Source organism: Paenibacillus sp. Cedars (assembly GCF_003184205.1).
GTDB classification, from domain to species: domain Bacteria; phylum Bacillota; class Bacilli; order Paenibacillales; family Paenibacillaceae; genus Paenibacillus_AQ; species Paenibacillus_AQ glucanolyticus.
In genome coordinates this window covers 3,831,495-3,850,802 of sequence record NZ_CP020866.1, presented here as the reverse complement: position 1 = coordinate 3,850,802, position 19,308 = coordinate 3,831,495, and the positions used below count along the sequence as shown (strand labels likewise).

At 51.5% G+C, this 19,308-nt stretch carries 18 protein-coding genes; 14 read left to right on the top strand and 4 right to left on the bottom strand.

Annotated features, from left to right (window positions below):
- Window positions 1-82: 82 nt before the first annotated feature.
- Window positions 83-325, top strand: coding sequence for an HPr family phosphocarrier protein (locus B9D94_RS19375; protein WP_006209199.1), 243 nt, complete (start codon window positions 83-85; stop codon window positions 323-325).
- A gap of 150 nt (window positions 326-475) precedes the next feature.
- Window positions 476-763: an Fpa/YlaN family protein gene (locus B9D94_RS19370; RefSeq protein WP_006209200.1), complete on the top strand. Its 288-nt coding sequence runs from the start codon at window positions 476-478 to the stop codon at window positions 761-763.
- A gap of 123 nt (window positions 764-886) precedes the next feature.
- Here B9D94_RS19370 and cax read toward each other — a convergent pair whose 3' ends face one another.
- Window positions 887-1,960: a calcium/proton exchanger gene (cax, locus tag B9D94_RS19365; protein WP_006209201.1), complete on the bottom strand. Its 1,074-nt coding sequence runs from the start codon at window positions 1,958-1,960 to the stop codon at window positions 887-889.
- Between the two features lie 187 nt (window positions 1,961-2,147).
- Between cax and B9D94_RS19360 the strand changes: the two genes are divergently transcribed.
- Window positions 2,148-2,534, top strand: coding sequence for an Asp23/Gls24 family envelope stress response protein (locus tag B9D94_RS19360; RefSeq protein ID WP_006209202.1), 387 nt, complete (start codon window positions 2,148-2,150; stop codon window positions 2,532-2,534).
- A 57-nt stretch (window positions 2,535-2,591) separates the two neighbouring features.
- On the opposite strand, the gene ftsW is transcribed toward B9D94_RS19360, so the two are convergent.
- Window positions 2,592-3,809, bottom strand: a complete 1,218-nt coding sequence (ftsW, locus tag B9D94_RS19355; RefSeq protein WP_006209203.1) for a putative lipid II flippase FtsW — start codon at window positions 3,807-3,809, stop codon at window positions 2,592-2,594.
- 11 nt (window positions 3,810-3,820) lie between these two features.
- On the bottom strand, window positions 3,821-4,168 hold the full coding sequence (locus B9D94_RS19350) for a YugN family protein (RefSeq protein WP_006209204.1): 348 nt from the start codon (window positions 4,166-4,168) through the stop codon (window positions 3,821-3,823).
- A gap of 252 nt (window positions 4,169-4,420) precedes the next feature.
- On the opposite strand from B9D94_RS19350, the gene B9D94_RS19345 reads away from it, so the two are divergent.
- From B9D94_RS19345 to B9D94_RS19305, 9 genes are all read left to right on the top strand, one after another.
- On the top strand, window positions 4,421-4,930 hold the full coding sequence (locus tag B9D94_RS19345) for an NUDIX hydrolase (protein ID WP_148247733.1): 510 nt from the start codon (window positions 4,421-4,423) through the stop codon (window positions 4,928-4,930).
- Window positions 4,931-5,002: 72 nt separating this feature from the next.
- Entirely contained in the window at window positions 5,003-6,136 is a 1,134-nt protein-coding gene (locus B9D94_RS19340; protein WP_148248822.1) for a M20 family metallopeptidase, read from the top strand.
- 155 nt (window positions 6,137-6,291) lie between these two features.
- Complete coding sequence (locus B9D94_RS19335) at window positions 6,292-8,115, top strand: DNA repair helicase XPB (protein WP_172963970.1); 1,824 nt, start codon at window positions 6,292-6,294, stop codon at window positions 8,113-8,115.
- On the top strand, window positions 8,112-9,821 hold the full coding sequence (locus B9D94_RS19330; protein WP_148247732.1) for a helicase-associated domain-containing protein: 1,710 nt from the start codon (window positions 8,112-8,114) through the stop codon (window positions 9,819-9,821). Before B9D94_RS19335 ends, B9D94_RS19330 begins: the two co-directional genes overlap by 4 nt.
- A 104-nt stretch (window positions 9,822-9,925) precedes the next feature.
- Window positions 9,926-10,363 carry a YlbF/YmcA family competence regulator gene (locus tag B9D94_RS19325; RefSeq protein WP_006209209.1) on the top strand — a complete coding sequence of 146 codons (438 nt, stop codon included), beginning with the start codon at window positions 9,926-9,928 and terminating at the stop codon, window positions 10,361-10,363.
- A 47-nt stretch (window positions 10,364-10,410) separates the two neighbouring features.
- Complete coding sequence (locus tag B9D94_RS19320; protein WP_006209210.1) at window positions 10,411-10,674, top strand: YlbG family protein; 264 nt, start codon at window positions 10,411-10,413, stop codon at window positions 10,672-10,674.
- A 435-nt stretch (window positions 10,675-11,109) separates the two neighbouring features.
- Complete coding sequence (locus tag B9D94_RS19315) at window positions 11,110-11,547, top strand: hypothetical protein (protein WP_006209211.1); 438 nt, start codon at window positions 11,110-11,112, stop codon at window positions 11,545-11,547.
- Between the two features lie 121 nt (window positions 11,548-11,668).
- Window positions 11,669-12,565: a LysR family transcriptional regulator gene (locus B9D94_RS19310; protein WP_006209212.1), complete on the top strand. Its 897-nt coding sequence runs from the start codon at window positions 11,669-11,671 to the stop codon at window positions 12,563-12,565.
- 46 nt (window positions 12,566-12,611) lie between these two features.
- Entirely contained in the window at window positions 12,612-13,478 is an 867-nt protein-coding gene (locus B9D94_RS19305) for a PHP domain-containing protein (protein WP_148247731.1), read from the top strand.
- A gap of 79 nt (window positions 13,479-13,557) precedes the next feature.
- On the opposite strand, the gene B9D94_RS19300 is transcribed toward B9D94_RS19305, so the two are convergent.
- Window positions 13,558-15,315, bottom strand: a complete 1,758-nt coding sequence (locus B9D94_RS19300) for an Rqc2 family fibronectin-binding protein (RefSeq protein ID WP_036636561.1) — start codon at window positions 15,313-15,315, stop codon at window positions 13,558-13,560.
- A 183-nt stretch (window positions 15,316-15,498) separates the two neighbouring features.
- Here B9D94_RS19300 and B9D94_RS19295 point away from each other — a divergent pair, with 183 nt between their 5' ends.
- Complete coding sequence (locus B9D94_RS19295) at window positions 15,499-18,288, top strand: calcium-translocating P-type ATPase, SERCA-type (protein ID WP_148247730.1); 2,790 nt, start codon at window positions 15,499-15,501, stop codon at window positions 18,286-18,288.
- 76 nt (window positions 18,289-18,364) lie between these two features.
- Complete coding sequence (gene dapF, locus B9D94_RS19290; RefSeq protein ID WP_006209215.1) at window positions 18,365-19,201, top strand: diaminopimelate epimerase; 837 nt, start codon at window positions 18,365-18,367, stop codon at window positions 19,199-19,201.
- The last annotated feature ends 107 nt before the right edge of the window (window positions 19,202-19,308 follow it).

Sequence of the window (19,308 nt, the reverse complement as noted above, 5' to 3'; positions counted from 1 at the left end):
TTGCATAAGAAAACGGATTCAATGTATCATGAAGGTGCAGTGATGAGCTTTATTCAGATCCTAAAGTTACGGAGGGATTCGTATGTCCAATAATCAATCTATCGTGGAAATTTCACAAACCGCTAGCCAGTTCTCTTCCTCTATCGTTTTGCAGGCAGAGAACAAGTACATCGATGTGAAAAGCATCTTGGGTCTGTTCACAACGCTTGTCAACAGCCAAAGCTATGAACTGCATGTACACGGACCAGATGCTGATGAAGCTAAAAAAGCAATGATCGACGTATTCACCAAACATGGTTTGAATGTATCCGTCGTGGCTGAATAACAGTCGCCAAAAACACCCTTCCATTCAATGGAAGGGTGTTTTTTCGTAGAGCAGGGGTCTATTTTATTCAGGTCCTTGTATTGAGATTCGATTTCGACTAATATTAAAGATAGTAACTGTGCTGTGATTTTTGACATAGGGGGGAAGATCATGACTTCATCTGATTTACAGGAACAGCTGAATCTAAAAGCGATCAGTCTTCTTCATGAAGATGCAGATAAAATCCTAAAGCTTATTGAAGTACAGATGGAGAATCTGGCGACCCGTTATTGTCCTCTCTATGAGGAAGTGCTGGATACCCAAATGTACGGTTTTTCAAAAGAGGTTGATTTCGCGGTGCGGGCCGGGCTTCTTCCGGAAAGTACGGGAAAGCAGCTGATCAGCAAGCTTGAACGCAATCTGGCGCTCCTGTACGAAGCCATGAATCAATCCAAATAGCCTGTACTTGTACAGGCGCATACATAGAGAAACGCATGTCGCGCCCACACGACATGCGTTTTTTGACATGCGGTTTTTCTTGCATTCATACCGGGGCTGCGGCTTCCCCTTATGTGGCTGTGCCTATACCATGAAGAAAGAGACGCCTAAAATTACATATACAGCGATCAGCAGAAGGCCCTCATACCAGTTAGAGGCTCCATCCTGCGTGATGGACCTTGCAATGAATACGGCGACGCCGATTGCAACCAGCTCGAGCGTGGTGAACACGAGATCCATTGTATTGCCGAGAAAGAAACTGATGAAGACAAGCACCGGAGCAACAAACAAGGCAATCTGCAGGCTGCTGCCAACGGCAATTTCAACCGCAGCACCGATCTTGTTCTTCATGGCGAGCATGATGGCTGCACTGTGCTCGGCCGCGTTACCGATAATGGCCACAAGGAATGCCCCGATAAACAGCTCACTGAGACCGTACTCATGGCTGATCGGCTCAAGCACCCCGACAAGCCATTCGCTTACAAACGCAACCATGACGGTTGCAACCACAAGGAACAGAATCGAGCGTTTCTTGGACCAGGTGGGACCGTGCTCGTGCGGCAGCGCATCCTGATGATGATCATCACTGACATCCGCTAAATAATTTTTATGCGTGATCATCGAGAACCCAAGCCATGCGAGGTAAGCCACAATTAGAATTCCCGCGACAATGAGGCTGAGCGTTTTGGTTTGTCCCTCCGTAATGGAGTGGGTGTTCAGAAAGACGGCAGGGACAAATAGCGCAATGATGGCCAGCGTCATCAGTGATCCATTCAGGCCCGCCAGCGTCACGTTGTATTTCTGGATTTTAAACTTCAGTCCTCCGGCAAACAGGCTGAGACCCAACACGAGCAGCAGGTTGCCGATAATGGAGCCGGTGATGCTTGCCTTGACCATATCGTACAAACCTTCTTTGATCAGAAGGATTGCGATGATCAGCTCCGCCGCATTTCCGAAGGTGGCGTTGAGGAACCCCCCGAGCCGCTGACCGGCGTAATGCGCAACACTTTCGGTTGCCCTGCCCAGAAAGCCGGCCACAAAAATAACCGAAATGGAAGACAAAATAAACTGGAGCGTGAAATTCCAATTCGCAAAGTGCCCAAGCGCGCTCAGCAGAAAGGTAAAGATGAGAAGCGAGGGATTCAACCACTTTTTCATAACCTGCACCTACCTTTGGTTTATGTAATGATAAGTTCTATACGAGTCCAAACGACGATTCTCGTATTACTTTTTACAATATACCCAATTTTTTTGAAAAATTATCCGGCTTTTGCGAAGTGAGCATTTGCTTTTTAGGTCCGTTACCATTTACAATAACGGATAATGAGGTGAAGGAGGATATGGCATGACGGAACAACTTCAACTGGATAACGGTTTGATTCGAATATCGGATGATGTCGTCTCGAAAATTGCCGGATTGGCTGCCTTGGAAACCCCAGGTATTGCAGCAATGTCCGGTGGATTGTCAGAAGGCTGGGCTAAGCGACTGAGCGGCAAAAATGTGCAAAAGGGTGTTACGGTAGAAGTAGGGCAGCTGGAAGCTGCGATCGATCTGCGGATTATCGTGCTCTATGAGACACCTATACATGAAGTGTGCCGCATGCTTCAACAGAATGTCCGCGAAGCAGTGGAGAGCATGACAGGGCTTCGTGTGGTTGAGGTAAACGTGAAGGTCGAAGGTGTAGCATTTAAAGACGATGAAATCGACGATATTCAGTTTCGAGCAAAATAAGACGAATCCTAGGGGGTTACTTCCCCCGGGAACAATGAAAAAAATGAAGAAAAAAGACTACACGGTTGCCCGGTAGTCTTTTTTAATTACGGATTTAACCTGCTCCTCTTTCATCGGACGGTTGCTGTCTCTGGATATGCTGAGCACAATGCCCATACTCAGCATCATTACCAGCAGCGAAGATCCGCCATAACTGATGAACGGAAGGGTAACACCGGTAATCGGAATGGTATTGGTCACTCCGCCGATGTTGATGAATGCCTGGATGGCGATGAGTCCCATAATTCCGACACCTGTTAGCGTCCCGAACGGATCCGAGCAGCGTAGTGAAACAATGATTCCCCGCAGTATGAAATATAGATAGAGCAGCAGGAAGATGGCGGTTCCGATAAAGCCGAATTCTTCACCGATGACGGAGAAGATAAAGTCATTGTAGGGATTCGGCAGGTAATGCAGCTTCTGCACACTTTCTCCATAACCGGCCCCGGTAAGACCACCCTGACCGATAGCAATCAGCGATTGAACCAAATTGTAGCCAGTGTCTGATTCATCTTGGAACGGGTCCATGAAAGCCTCGATACGGCCCACTTTATAGTTCTTGGAGGCCTGCTCCTGGTCACCGCCGGAGTTAAAGAGCGATCCGATACCCAGTGTGAGCGCCAAACCGAGCACAACCAGCGAGATACAGCCGAGAATATGCTTGAGGCTGGCTCCGCCTGCATAGATCAGCAGGCCGCTGGTAGCGACCAGAATGAAGCAGGAGCCTAAATCCGGCTGGAGCATGATAAGGCCGGCAACGATCCCCACAATAATGAGTACGGGGAAGAAACCGCCCTTCCACTGACGGATTCGTTCCCCTTTTTTGGTGATCAGCGCTGCCAGATAGACAATGGTCGCAATTTTGGCAAGCTCGGTCGGCTGAATGCCAAGTTTCCCCAAATTGAACCAGCTTGTGGCTCCGTTGGTGGCTGAGCCGATGATGACCACAAGAATCAACAGAATCAGTGTCAGAAAAAACACCGGAATAAAGAGCTTCTTGAATTTCTTGTAGTTGATGTTCATCGTGACAAACATAACCAACGTGCCAAGGACCGCAAATGCGACTTGCCGTTTCGTAAAATGCAGTGGATCGTTATTAAATTTTTCATTGAAAACGGCCAAGCTGGAGCTGGAACTGAACACCATGATCAGTCCGAATCCCACTAACAGCAAGGTAAGGATCAGCAGTTGAAAATCAGGCGTCCCTCTCTTCGGCTGAGGTTTGGTCGTATTCATAATGTTCGACCTTACGCTTCCAGAAGAGCTTTGAGCTCTTGAAGCTTCTTGGTTGCCACATTCATAACAGGCTGAGGAGCCATGGATTCATACTCAAGTCCGTGCGGGAACGTAGCTTTACCCAGGTATACCGCTTCGATTTTGAGGATGGTATCCGGTTTTTCGAGCTTGCCTTCAACCGCACGGGTGTTCATGCGCAGGAAGTACTCAGCCTGATTTTTTTTATCTTCGATTTTCAAGTCATATGTAGCACGGTAGTATTCCCACTGCCAACGAATGAAGCCAACTTTCTCAGCACATTCGTCAAGGTAAGCTAAATCACTGTGCAATCCGTCCAAGCCTGTATTTTCGAAAATCATGTGGTCGTAACCCCCTTAATTGTCCTTGCAAAGTTCTTTAATATGATAGTATGTTTCAGGAACTTGTGCAAGCCTGAAGCGCCCGTCACGCTTCATTTGAGACCTTTTATCCAGAAGAGATTTTGATAACGACAGGCATTCTTCTTTTCTGTTAGAATAAAAGAAAGTGAAAACGCTGTGAAATGTACGCTTTCCATTCCAGTGGTTATATATTCATAGGGCTTCAATTCAGATGAAGGGTGGAAATTACCTATGAATCGCATCGTTTACCGCACGGATTATTACGCAGTGGAAGAAAACACGCAGAAGGAAATTGTTGTGATGGACCAGATTCCGGAATCGGCGGCGGTGGTGGCTGTTTATCAGGGCTGTTTATTGTTGGTATGTCAGCATCGTGAAGCGGTTAATGAAATCACGTGGGAGCTCCCGGGCGGGACGGTTAAGCCGGGGGAGGAACGCGCGCTGGCCGTAAAGCGGGAGCTTGAGGAAGAAGCGGGTGTTCTTTGCAAGGATCTGACCTATATGAGTTGCGCTTATCCAATGGCTTCCCTGGCTAACCGCTGCGTGCATTATTATTTCACCGACGATTTGAAGGTGTCCGGCAAGAAGGAGTCGAATCAAGAGGATGACGAAGATGTGACAGCTGTGTGGGTTCCGCTCAGAGAGGTGTATCGCAAGATGAAGGAGGGCAGCCATATGGATGCGATGATCGGGCATGGACTGCTGTTAAGTAAGCTTTACGGATTTCTTGCGATCGATTGAGCCGCAATAATAGCGGGGAGAGGATGATGCAACTTGACGAAGGAAGTTTTTTGGGAGCAGTGGTTTCCACGGATGGTGGAATGGCGGCGTCATTTACATATGAACCCGGAGCTTTCGTTCCAGGAGAAAGAAACTTCAGCATTTATAGCGTCCCGGCTTCAGGAGTTGGGTCTGGAGGTCAAGACGAACGTAGGCGGGCATGGTGTTATAGGCATTCTAAAAGGGGATAAGCCCGGCAAGACCGTGGTGCTGCGGTCCGATATGGACGCACTGCCGATTGAAGACGGTAAAAGCTGTGAATACAAATCCAAGGTTCAAGGGGTTATGCATGCTTGCGGACATGATGGTCATGCCTCCATGCTGCTCGGTGCTGCGGCATATTACAGTACGTATCCGGAAGAGGTTCAGGGTGAGATTCGGTTTATGTTCCAGCCTGCGGAGGAAGTATGTCCCGGCGGAGCCGTGGAGATGATCAAGGATGGAGCGCTTGAAGGAGCCGACGTAGTGTATGGACTTCACCTGTGGTCGCCGTTCCCCGTAGGGACGGCAGCCAGTGCGCCAGGTCCGCTGATGGCAGCGGCAGATGAGTTCTTCATTGATATTACAGGGCGCGGAGGACATGGCGGGATGCCGCATGTTACGGCTGATGCCTTGGTGGCCGGTGCAGCGCTTGTCATGCAGCTCCAGACGATCGTAAGCCGTACCGTTGATCCGCTTCAGCCGGCCGTTGTTACGGTAGGAACCTTTCAAGCAGGGACGGCGCAAAATGTGATTGCCTCCACTTGCCGGATTACCGGAACGGTTCGCACATTCGACGAACATACCCGGGTTTTGATCCGGGAGCGGATCGAGCATATGGCCCGGACGGTTTCGGAAACCTACGGCACAGAGGCATCGGTTCGATATCTCGTCGGCTATCCGACCGTCGTAAATGATGAAGCAGAAACCGCGCGTTTCTTTCGGACGGCACCTAAGGTATTCGAAGCGGAGCAGGTGCTGGTCTCTCCTAAATTAATGCCTGCAGAGGATTTCGCTTACTATCTGCAAGAGATCCCGGGCTGCTTTATTTTCGTGGGGGCGGGTAACCCGGATAAGCAGGCGATTTATCCTCACCATCATCCGATGTTTGACTTTGATGAAGATGCGATGCGTTACGGGGCGAAGCTGCTGATAGAAATGGTATCGAGTTATCAGAATGGGGAATAGAACCCATAGAAAATCGCATTCATAGCGCATGAACCCTCGTATTTTGGAAATCCTATAAATCATAGGGGAAGTTCAGATCCATGACATTGGATGTGGGCTTCTTTTTTTAGCTCAGCTATGGAAAACGGAGATCCATATGATACGAGGAGGGAAAAATGGTGCACAACAAACCATGCATTGTCCAGCGGGATCGGACCATACTTCTTGAAACCACGCATGCTGAATTTGAGGCCGCACGAGAACAATTGGCGCACTATGCGGATTTGATCAAAAGTCCTGCAACTTTTCATACATATCGTTTGACCCCGTTGACGTTGTGGAATGCCGCCGCCGCGGGAATGACGGCAGAGATGATTTGCTCGAGTCTCCAATCGCTGTCAAGGTGGGACGTGCCGGCAGCGCTTCTGGAAGAGGTTGGACGGATCGTTGGCCGCTACGGGCAGTTGTCGCTGCTTCCGCATCCAACGCTTGACAATTCCTTGCTCCTGCGCAGTGAGGAGGAATCCGTGATGCAGGAACTGAAGTCCAAGCACTCTCTGGTGGAGATCGGGGTGCAGTTTATTTCGCCGAACGAGGCAGAGGTGTCTGCTGGCCGCCGTGGCGTATTAAAACAGGAGCTGACCCGGCTTGGCTATCCTGTTCTGGATCATGCGGGATATCTGGATGGACAATATTTGAACATCTTCTGGGCGGGAGAACGACCGGATACGAGAAGAAGTGAGGAATCGAGCGGAGAGTTGCCGGAAGAAGCTGATCATTCCATGGTTGTGAGACCGGGTAGTCAAGAATTCAAGCTTCGCGAGTATCAGCAGAAAGCTGTGGAATCCTTCAGGGATATCGGCGGTGAAGGAGGCAACGGTGTGCTCGTGCTGCCCTGCGGAGCCGGAAAGACGGTGATCGGCATGGCTGCCATGCGCGAGCTGCAGTGTGAGACGCTGATCCTTACCTCCAACACAACGTCTGTCAGACAATGGATCACCGAGCTGTTACACAAAACGTCGCTGTCTGTCGATGACATTGGTGAATATTCCGGTCAGCGCAAGGATGTTCGGCCAGTCACGGTAGCCACCTATCAAATTTTGACTCATCGCCAGGGAAAGGACGATGAGCAGCCGCATATGAAGCTGTTTAACGAACGCCGTTGGGGTTTGATCATCTATGATGAGGTTCATCTTCTTCCTGCTCCGGTGTTCCGTGCAACGGCCGATATTCAAGCAACACGCAGGCTTGGCCTGACGGCCACATTGGTTCGGGAGGATGGACGGGAGCATGACGTGTTCTCGCTGATCGGTCCCAAACGGTATGAAATGCCGTGGAAACGGCTGGAGGAACAGGGCTGGATTGCCTCGGTGGACTGCGTTGAGATGAAGGTGCCGATGCCGGAAGAACTCAAAGAAGCTTGCGGGGCTGCTGGCAAAAGGGAGCAGTATCGGCTGGCGGCCGAGAATCCGTCCAAGCTGCTAGTTGTAAAGCAGCTCGTGGATTTACACAAAGGAGCTCAAATCTTGGTCATCGGCCAATACCTGGATCAGCTCAATACTATTGCCCGGCAACTGGATGCACCCCTCATTACGGGACAGATGGCGCAGGATCAGCGGAATGAATGGTATAAGGCGTTTCGGGAAGGAGCCGTGCGCGTGCTTGTCGTTTCTAAAGTGGCTAATTTCGCAGTGGACTTGCCGGATGCTTCCGTTGCGATCGAGGTTTCGGGCAGCTATGGTTCAAGGCAGGAGGAGGCACAGCGGCTCGGACGCTTGCTGCGGCCGAAGCAAGGGGAGAACCGGGCTTATTTTTATGCAGTAGTCTCGGAGGATAGCCGGGAGGAGATGTTTGCCATACGGAGGCAGCTGTTCTTGATTGAGCAGGGGTATGCATATCACACGGTTCTGGCGAAGCCTCCGGGTTCTGTTGATCTGCGCGGGATTTCGGGGACTTCCCGGTTCGAATTATCTCGCGGGAAGGAGGCTACCTGGAGATGACGGACCAGCAGAACAGCGCGGGACGCTGCAGTTTAGACCAGCTTCATCCGAAGGAGCGTTCGGTTCTCCAACACATCTGGCGCCGATTTGCGGGACAGAGCTTTGACGACGACAGGCTGCGCTCCATGCATGTTCAGCGTCTAAGCGGGATGGAGGTGCAGCTCGCATTTGTATCCTTGCGGCAGCAGGGCTGGGTCCAGGCGGTCAAAAAAGGATGGAGCGAGAGGCTGTACTTTATCCCTTTTGACAAGCTGCAGACGCTTCAGGAGGCTTTCTGTCATCTGAAGCCTGAACCGCTTACCGCGACAGCCGTGAAGCTGCTGCAGGAAGGCAGGAGTGGCATCACAGTCGATCTGTTAAATGTACTCGTATATATTGCCAAGCATCACGCAGCTATGACCGGCAAAGGGGTTCTGCATAAGAAGCATATTCAGAGGCTTGGTAGCGTGGCAGAACTAACACCATCCGACGTGGAGGGACTTCTTCTCCGTTATGCCCATGATGAAGCTTACCCTCCTCATGTCGCGGTTATATTGGATCTGCTGCTCGCGTTTGAGCTGGCAGCTCCGGTGCAGGGCTCACTGAAGGCAAACACGGCCGCATTGCAGCATTGGCTGACACTTCCGCGTGAAGCGATGGACCGATTAGTGCTTCTTAACATGATGGAGCGCTATGTTCCGAATCAAGCGGAATATCAGCATTTTACCTGGCGGATATGCGATTCTTCTCTAACCAGAGGCATCTGGTTTGCCGTTGATCAGTTGCTGGCAAGCAGCATGGATCGGCCCGAAAGGGATGTGTCCAAGGCACAGAGCTTGTCGGTGGAGGATGCTGCTCCATGGGTACGGCTGCTGACCGGGTGCGGGTACACCGATCTTGGAGTCGATGAAGAAGGCAGGCTGCATTTTAGATGGCGTATGGATCCATCAGCTTTGCTGAGTGGGGGGAACCGCAATCATCCCGTGGAAGGGCAGTTCTTTATCCAACCGGATTTTGAAATATTGATCCCGCCAGATGTGTCTTATACGGTTAAATATACGGCTGCCATGTGCACGGAACGCATCTCGGATGATCTTATGACGGTTTACCGTCTGACCAGAGACTCTGTGGCACAGGCAGCGGAAGTAGGAATGGGACCGGAAAAGATACTGTCCTTCCTTAAGGAGCATGCGGGGACGGGGGTACCGGAGAACGTGCAGGCTGCGCTATGTCAGTGGGGCAAGGATACTGAAAGATCGTGGAATCCGGAGAACTTACCACAGGCGGGCATAACCCTGAAGGAAAGAGTCGAAGTCTTGGGCTGCGACGGATCGGATAATCGTTACCATGAGGCTCGTTATGTGTGCAATCCAGCCTGCGGATTGATGCTCCCTGCGCGCAGGGAGTTTGTTCTTGAGCTGGATGATTGCGTTCCGGATAGAGTTTCGATCGTTCCGGACCTGAATCATATTCCTGTGATGTGGACGCGGGATTGGCGATCGTATCACAGCTCGACGGCGAAGCAAATGATGGAGCAGGCACTTGAGTTGTCAGCCAAATTAGAGATAGCGATCGATGGCAGCCGCATGGAGTTTATTCCGTTTCAGCTTGAACGCCAGCCATGGAAAATTTCGGGTGCGCTATACGAACCGGATTCGGAAAAGATGGGGAGTACCGTGCAGTTAGGTGAAGGGGAATGGAAGGAAATGCGGCTTGTCGTTCCGTAAAAGCGTTTGAATTTCCCCTTCTTAAGATGCGAGCGTTATGCTATGATAAAAGAGTCCACTCCACCCAGGTGTGGGCCAAACTAATAGAAAAGCGGGATGAGTTCATGAGCGTATCGGAATTAAACACGGTCGATATGGCCGAGGTGCTCACCTATGCCTATGAAATAGGCGACATGATTAATGCTTCCGTCGAAGTGGCGGATTATCTATATTGGAAGCAGGAAGTAGAGAGTGATCCGACGATCCAGGCTTTGATCAGAAAGCTTGAATCCAAGAAAGAACTGTTTGATGAGACTCAGCGGTTCGGTCACTTCCACCCGAATTATCATTCGGCGAAGGATGAAGTAGCCGCAGTGGAATCCGAGCTGGAGGCGTACGAGCCTGTCGCACGGTTCAAGCAGGCCGAGAAGAATCTGGACGATTTGCTGCACTCGATGTCGGAGAGAATTGCTTTTTCGGTCTCCGAGAGCATCAAGGTTCCGGGCAATGATCCTCTTCCGAAGAAGGGATGCGGCAGCGGCGGAGCTTGTTCCTGCGGATAAGAGGCACACACTAGAGATAGAGATGAAAGTGAGGCGAGGAGCTTAGGATGTTGGCTGAACGGACCGGTTTTATTATATGGGTCAGCGATGTAAAGGCAGCAAGGAACTTGGAGAAATACGGCAGCGTACATTATATATCACGCCGTATGCATTATGTTGTCATGTACGTCAACGCTGACCGTGCCGAAGAGACAATGAAGAACATCCGGAGATTGTCCTACGTTCGTAAGATCGAGCGCTCCTACCGGAATGAGATTAAGACGGAGTACAGCAGCAAAGGGCCGGACAAGGCGAAGTTTTACGGCCCCTAGCCCACAGGCTGTACCGGACTTTGAAGTCAACGGTAATCGCATAGTTGGCGGATGAGCGTAAAGCGGCCCCTTCCCGGGGGGCCGCTTTTTTTGTATAAGCATGTCAGCAGTTTGCAGCTTTCGCTTTTTGTGGAAATTCCATCGCTCACCTCCGCTGCGCAAAGTTTATTATGGAATGGGGACGATAGATTGGCATAAATCGGAATCTTGTTTGATAAAATAGTATAAATACGGTACAATTTACACTTTAATTGGTCCATCATTCCATATGACGTTGCACCTTCCCACACAGGATACAACTAGAGCTTTTTCTAAATTTTCGGTGATTGTTCACAAGAAACGATGTTTCAATCTTGTGAATACTAGTGGAATGATGTAATATGTTGGGTATATATACATAGATACAAAGACCCATTTGGTGGAGAGTGATATTCCATGCGCGACAAAGGGACTGAGCGGTGGAGCACCTATGAGCCGTTTTATATTACGTTAAATGATAAAAAGGTAGCCGACATCGTGATTACCAACCATGCGAAGAGCCGTTATACAGACCGGGTGGAGGGCAATGACACATCCCATGAGGAGATCGGAACCTGGATGTGGGAATGCCTGAAGCAGGACCGGATCGTGCCGTATTATCGTAACGAACAGGACGTCTATCTGATTGATGACGACCTGGTTGTTGTGGCGGAGTTTTCGGAGCTGGAGCATGAGCGTGATCTGATTGGCAATCCACTGCATCGGATGATCATTGTAACTTTTCTGGGACGTATGTCTGAAACCATTGAGCTTCGTGATTTGAAGTCTTATTACTCATGGCTTCGCCATTCGCGTCGTATGACACTGATCAAGAACAGCCGTAAGCGTAAATAGAGATGAACCATAATTCATGATGTGGCATGCGAGCGTAAGCGCGGATGTCTTTTTTTGTATGCGCTGCTGTGATCCGTTACAATGATAAAACAAGAGAGGCAGCGAGAGGGGAACCGATGTTATGAACTTTCATCAACTACATATTTTTTACACGGTCGCCGAGCGGGGGAGCTTTTCCGCTGCCGCGCAGGCGCTCCACATGAGTCAGCCGGCCGTGACGATGCAGGTGCAAGCGCTGGAGGAATACTTCGGGACAAAGCTTCTTAATCGTTCCACCAAACGCATGGAATTGTCCGAGGCAGGGATGACGCTGCTTCCTTTTGCACGACGGAGTCTGGAGTTGTCTCAGGAAACGGATGCGGCGATGGCCGCTTTCTCGAACAAACTTCAGGGAAGGCTGCAGCTCGGGGCGAGCCTGACCATCGGAGAGTATGTTCTGCCCCGTTTGCTGGGTCCTTTTGGACGGGAGTATCCGGACATATCCATTATGCTTAAAGTGATGAACACCACGCAGATTCTTGAGGAAATCGCAAGCCACCAATTGAATTTCGGGTTGATTGAAGCCCCGGTGGAACATCCGGATATGGTGCTCGATGCGGTCATGGAGGATGAGCTCAAACTGATTGTACCCTCAGGGCATCCACTGGCGGCAAGGGAAGACAAAATCTATCTGGAGGAAGTGCTGGCCTATCCGTTTGTCCTTCGCGAGAAGGGATCGGGGACCCGGCAGGTCATGGAGGATGTTCTGCTGGAGCGGGGGTTTGACCCCGGGAGCATACAAACGGTAATGGAGCTTGGCAGCACAGGGGCGGTGAAATCGGCCGTAGAGGAAGACCTCGGCATTACGATGCTGTCGATCTCAACGGTCAAACATGAAACTGCGCTCGGTTTAGTCAAAATGATTGATATTGCCGATGCCTCGTTTAAACGGAACTTTTATTCGATACAATTGCGTTCAGCGCTGCTGCCCATGTCAGCCATAACGTTTCTGTCCTATCTAAGGGAGCGTCAGCGCTAGGCAAAGGCATATCGGAACTGGCAGCAAAGAAAGGAGATGGAGCAGGATGGACCAAACGACGGAGCGGATGGGCTGTGATCTTCATTCCCACACCCAGGCATCGGATGGAATGAATCGTCCCTCAGAGAATGTGCAGCTTGCCTTCGAGCGGGGACTGGGAGCGCTGGCGATAACGGATCATGACACAGTGGCTGGCGTCGAGGAGGCGTTGCAGGCGGGAGAACGATTGAACATGGTCGTCGTTCCGGGCGTGGAAATCAGCACCATGGCCGGAGGAACGGATATACATGTCCTTGGCTATTATGTAGATTACCGGGATCCCGTGTTTCTTGAACGTCTGGCAGAGCTGCGACGAACAAGGGAACAACGCAATGAGCGCATCATAGATAAACTTCAGGAGCTGGGAATTGAGCTTACGATGGAGGAAGTAATCAAAGGGTTGGGACGGCCGCTTGAGCCTGATGAGAGCATCGGGCGCCCGCATATTGCGGATGCGCTGGTTTTGAAAGGACATGCCCTCCATCTGAGGGATGCCTTTGATCGTTATCTAGCGCAAGGCGCAGCGGCCTACGTCCCTCAGCCGCGAATTCATCCGAAGGAGGCCTGCGAATGGATTCGCGAGGCCGGCGGAGTACCGGTGCTTGCGCACCCGGGGCTGTACGGTGACGATGGATTGGTAAGAGAGGTAATCCAAGCGGCTGCGTTTAAGGGAATTGAGGTTTATCATTCCGATCATGAAGCCCCGGATGAGCTGCGGTATTTGGCAATGGCCAAGGAATACGGCTTAATCGTCACAGCCGGATCGGATTATCATGGCGTGAGGCAGGGCCAGGTATTTCATGGGGATATCGGCAGTCGGCAGGTGCCTATGCAGGTGCTGGAACAGCTTCAGCAGGCGCAAGCTAAATCATAAACGGGTACCCTGGCAGGTCAGTTGATCTGCCAGGGTACCCGTTTCTTTGTGTAGCGATGCCACTGTGTTTGAGCTTGTATTAATTTCGGTTGTTTTTCACCGAATTGGGCAGGGCCTTGATCTGCTGCTCGTTCGGTGTGACGAACAAGGTTTTCTGATTGTCATAGATGACAAATCCGGGCTTGGCTCCATTCGGCTTGCGAACATGTCGAATGAGTGTGTAATCGACCGGCACGCTGCTCGATTCTTTAGCCTGGCTGTAATAAGCGGCAAGCTGAGCCGCTTCCTGCAGCGTGGCGTCACCGTAATCGCTGCTTCGGATGACGACGTGAGAGCCTGGAATATCCTTGGTGTGCAGCCATGTATCATTGGAGGATGCGAGACGGTTGGTCACATATTCGTTCTGAAGGTTGTTTTTGCCAACGTAGAGCTCGACACCTTCGGATGAAGTATAGACATGCAGCGTCGGCTTGTCATTTTTTTTCTTTTTCTTGGCTTTGCGGTTTCGATCTCTCAAATATCCCTGTTGAATCAGCTCGTCGCGTATTTCGTCGATATCGTTCAAGGAAGCGTGCGCCAGCTGCTGCAGCAGGTTTTCGATATAATCAATCTCTTCACGGGTCTTAATCAGCTGCTCATCGATGACGGCGAGGCTATTTTTGTATTTGTTGTATTTTTTAAAGTAACGCTGCGCATTGTCCGATGGAGTCAAAAGCGGATCCAGTGGAATGGTAACGGAAGCTTGGTCCTCATCATAGAAGTTGGTCAGCTTTGCTTCCCGGTCTCCCTTCTGAATCTGATGCAGCGAGGCGAAGAGCAGCTCGCCATAGATGCGATACCGGTCTGCATCACCGGCTTCCTCCAAATCGGCATTCAGGTTATTCAGCTTCTTGATGTTCTTGGTTCGTTCATTCTGGAGGAACCGAAGCAGGTCGCTGACCTTCTGCTTAACCGTATCCCGCTGCGCTTTATCACCATAATAATCCTCCAAGCATTGACTGACGGAGTCGTAGGTTGCGGCTTCTCCTGCCAGGAGGCTTAACGGAATGACGGAGAAGACCGATTTCCCCGTTCCATTCAGGCCTGTAACCGGGGTATATTGATGGCTCCGAACTAATTCCATGATCTCGTCGAAAGTGCTCCACAGGCTGCCGCAGTCCTTCTCCGTTTCCTCTTCGGCAGATGCATGAGCGCCCGTGCGGTGGGTTATCTCCTGGGCTGCCAGAGGGCTTAGACCGCTGAATGTCCCTACGAGCCACGGAACGGCTTGCTCCTCACTCATCAAACAAGCTTCCCGGAAAGCTTCCTGCCCGGTTTCCAGCGGATTAAGTTTGTGCTGCTCCGGCGGATTCGTGTAGGAGAACCCGGGCATAACCACTCTGTAACTGCTGATGGACGGGGTTACGTGATGGATGCCGTCCAGAATGGTGCCGTTTGCGGGATCGAGCAAAATAATGTTGCTGTGTCTGCCCATTAGCTCGATGATGATTTTTTTGGAGGATATATCCCCGAGCTCGTCACGCTGACGGATCGTAATATGAATAATCCGTTCCATGCCGACCTGCTGGATGTCCTCGATGATGCCGCTCTCGCAATGCTTGCGCAGGACCATGCAGAACATCGGGGCTTCAGCCGGATTCACAAACGTCTCCTGTGTCAGATGCACCCGGGGATATGTAGGGTTGGCCGATAGCAGCAATTTGGCATTTCCTTGTTTTGTGCGCATATGAAGGACGATGTCCCGATCGTTCGGCTGATATATTTTATTGATCCGCGCACCCTGGCATGATTGAAGCTCATGCACGATTGCGCGTGTGACAATACCGTCTAATGCCATCATTCATTCTCCTATCTGTCTGTTACCCTTCCTAATCGTACTTCTCTATGATGCCATATTTCCCTCAAAAACTTAAGGCCCCTTCTGTGATAATTCAGGACCTGTCCGAATACATTTACGTAGAAAGGGTGGAAAAGCTGTCATCCGCCGGAACTTGCAAAACAACCGGGAGGGAATGGAAGCATGGAACAAAAGCAATGGCACCAGATGGATGTGGAAGAATTGCAGCAGGTGCTGCAAGTGCGTCCGCAGCAGGGCCTCACGGAAGAGGAGGCAGGGGAGAGACGGAAAAAAAGCGGCTATAACGAGCTCTCCGAGGGCGTTAAAATTTCTCCATTTGTTCTGTTCTTGAATCAATTTAAGGATTTCATGGTGTTGGTGCTCCTTGGAGCCACCCTGGTGTCCGGCCTGCTGGGCGAGTATCTGGATGCTGTAACGATTGTAGCCATCATTCTGATCAACGGGATTCTTGGCTTCGTTCAGGAGTTTAGAGCAGAGCGCTCGCTCCGGGCATTAAAGCAGCTGTCCGCACCTACGTCCAGGGTGATTCGGGACGGGAAAGTGGTTCAGCTTGCGGCAAAAGAGCTCGTGCCGGGCGATGTGGTACTGGTCGAGAGCGGCGACCGGATTCCGGCCGATGTTCGCTGGCTCGAAATCAGCAGCTGCAGCGTCGAGGAATCGGCATTAACCGGAGAATCCCTGCCGGTTAACAAACATGCCGAGCCGATAAGCGATGCGGATGTTCCGCTGGGTGACCGCAAGAACATCGGATTTATGGGCACGATGGTGGCCCGAGGCACAGGCAAGGGCGTTGTCATTCGCACAGGAATGGACACGGAGATGGGCAAAATCGCCGATCTGATCCAGAATACGGAATCCCAGGAGACTCCACTACAGCATCGCCTGGAGCAGCTTGGCAAAATTTTGATCGGCGTGTCGTTAGGCCTGACGATTCTGGTCGTTCTTGCAGGCATTCTGCATGGACAGCCTGCTGCGGGCATGTTCCTCGCAGGCGTCAGCCTCGCGGTTGCCGCTATACCTGAAGGTCTGCCGGCGATCGTAACCATTGCCCTCGCACTGGGCGTGCAGCGGATGATTAAACGCAAAGCGATTGTGCGCAAGCTGCCATCCGTGGAGACGCTTGGCTGCGCGTCCGTGATCTGCTCAGATAAAACCGGAACGCTTACCCAGAACAAAATGACGGTGACCCAAGTCTGGCTGGGAGACCGATCATTGGAAGTAACTGGACAAGGTTATGACCCGACGGGTCAGATCCTCCACCGAGGCAAGCCTGTTGAACTGAGATCGGATCAGGGACTGCGCAGGCTGCTGCAAATTAGCGGGCTGTGCAACAATGCCGAGATTTATGAGAACGTGCAGGAAGAAATGCGGAACAAGCGGAAGAGCAAGGAAGAACCGGCAGCCGCTGCCTGGGAACTAAAAGGGGACCCGACAGAGGGAGCGCTGCTGACGCTATCGTCCAAAATGGGATTAAACCGGAGCAGCCTGAATTCTGTCTATCAAAGAGATAAAGAGTTCCCGTTTGATTCGGAACGGAAGCTGATGTCTGTCATCGTCAGCCATCAGGGCGGACGCTTGTTGTGTACGAAGGGCGCCCCGGATGTCCTGCTTGATGCCTGTACCTATATAATGTGGGACGGCAATATCGTCCCGCTCACTGGGACGCTCCGTCAGAAGGTGCTTGCAGCCAATGAAGGCATGGCTTCCGATGCACTGCGCGTGCTTGGCCTGGCGTATCGGGATCTGCGCTCTTACGATAAGCCCGAAACGGAGAAAGAGGCGGAGAGTCAGCTTATTTTTGTTGGACTGGCAGGGATGATTGACCCGCCGCGCCGCGAAGTGCGAGATGCGATTGCGACTTGCCGCCGTGCGGGCATCAAGACCGTAATGATAACAGGCGATCACCGGACAACGGCAGAAGCAATCGCCGCCCAGCTTGGCATCCTTCCAAGGAACGGTCTGTCGATGTCGGGTCAAGAGCTGGCACGGCTGGATGACAAGGAGCTGGATGCGAAGGTGGATCAGACCTTTGTTTATGCCCGTGTGTCACCGGAACATAAACTCCGTATCGTCAAGTCGCTTCAGCGCAAAGGGCATGTAGTTGCCATGACGGGAGACGGCGTGAATGATGCACCGGCGATCAAGGCAGCGGATATCGGGATTGCAATGGGGATTACCGGAACAGATGTAACCAAAGAAGCTTCGTCACTGGTGCTCAGCGACGACAATTTCTCCACGATTGTTTCGGCGATCGAGGAGGGGCGTAGCATCTATGAGAACATCCGTAAATTCATCCGTTATTTGCTTGCTTCCAATGTTGGTGAAATTCTGACGATGTTTTTTGCCATGATGCTGGGCCTGCCGCTTCCGCTTGTTCCGATCCAGATCTTGTGGGTGAACCTGGTCACCGACGGCCTCCCGGCAATGGCGCTTGGCGTGGATCAGCCGGAGAAGGATCTGATGGAGCACAAACCGCGGGGAGCCAAGGAAAATATTTTTGCAAGACGTCTTGGCTGGAAAATCATCAGCCGCGGTATATTGATCGGCCTGTGTACACTCGGCGCCTTCTGGGTCACGCTGCGCATTGCGCCAAACGATCCCGCCCAGCTGGCCAAAGCGCAGTCCGTTGCCTTTGCTACACTCGTCATGGCACAGCTGATCCATGTGTTTGACTGCCGCAGCTCGCGGTCGATTTTCCACCGCAATCCGCTCCAGAACAAAGCCCTGGTGCTGGCCGTGCTGTCCTCGATCTTACTGATGCTTGGCGTGATGTACATCGAGGCGCTTCAGCCGATCTTCAAAACGGTTCCGCTCGGTCTGAAGGAATGGGCGCTTACGCTCGTGGCTGCCGGGATCCCTACGTTCCTGATGGGGGCGGGAAGCGTGTGGGGAGGCAGACGGAATCGCAACCGCCGCAGCATGATGACGAAGAGTGCAAATATTTCGGCGTAAAATGAATGGATGGCCCATCCCTTCTGCGATAAACTATGCACAAGCGTAGCAATTGCAGAGGAGATGGGTTTTTACTATGGAATTTACGAAAATGCACGGACTTGGCAACGACTTCGTTGTTGTATACGGCGAACAAGAACTTCCTAATGATGCGTCCGAACGGGCTGTGAAGCTGTGCCATCGCTTCTTCGGTATCGGTGCTGACGGACTTGTATATATATTGCCCTCCCGTAAGGCGGACTTCATGATGCGAATTATGAACTCGGACGGCTCCGAAGCCGAGCAGTGCGGCAACGCCATTCGCTGTGTCGCGAAGTATGTATATGATCACGGGCATATCAACCGTGAGGAGATAACGATAGAAACCATCGGTGCCGGAGTGCAGCAGGTTCGCCTTACGGTGCAGGATGGTCAAGTGAGCAGTGTGCGGGTAGACATGGGCGAGCCTGTACTGAATGGACTGAGTGTGCCAACAACCATTGATCTCAACCCGGTTGTGGATCATCCCGTTGAGGTGGACGGCCGGGAGTTCCGTTTCACTGCAGTATCCATGGGTAATCCGCATTGCGTGATTTATGTTGACGATGCTGTTAACTTTGATCTGGGTACATGGGGACCTAAGCTGGAGGTGCATCCGCTGTTCCCGAGAAAGATTAACGTGGAGTTTGCGACCGTGAATTCACGGGATCAAGTGGATATGCGGGTATGGGAGCGCGGCGCAGGTCCGACCCTGGCTTGCGGAACGGGCGCATGTGCGACGCTGGTATCGTCTGTGCTAAATGGATCAACAGACCGCAGCGCAACGATATCCCTGAAAGGCGGAGACTTGTTTATCGAGTGGGATGAGAACGACAACCATGTCTATATGACAGGCCCAGCCGAGCTCGTGTATAAAGGAACGTTAGCCATTTAAGGCACAGCTGTTGGCAATTAGGCACGATTGCGAGATAAAAACTAGCATTTTATAAAGTTTGTCCTGTAGGGGTGGACACGGTAGGGAGGCCTTTGGAAGGTCTCCCT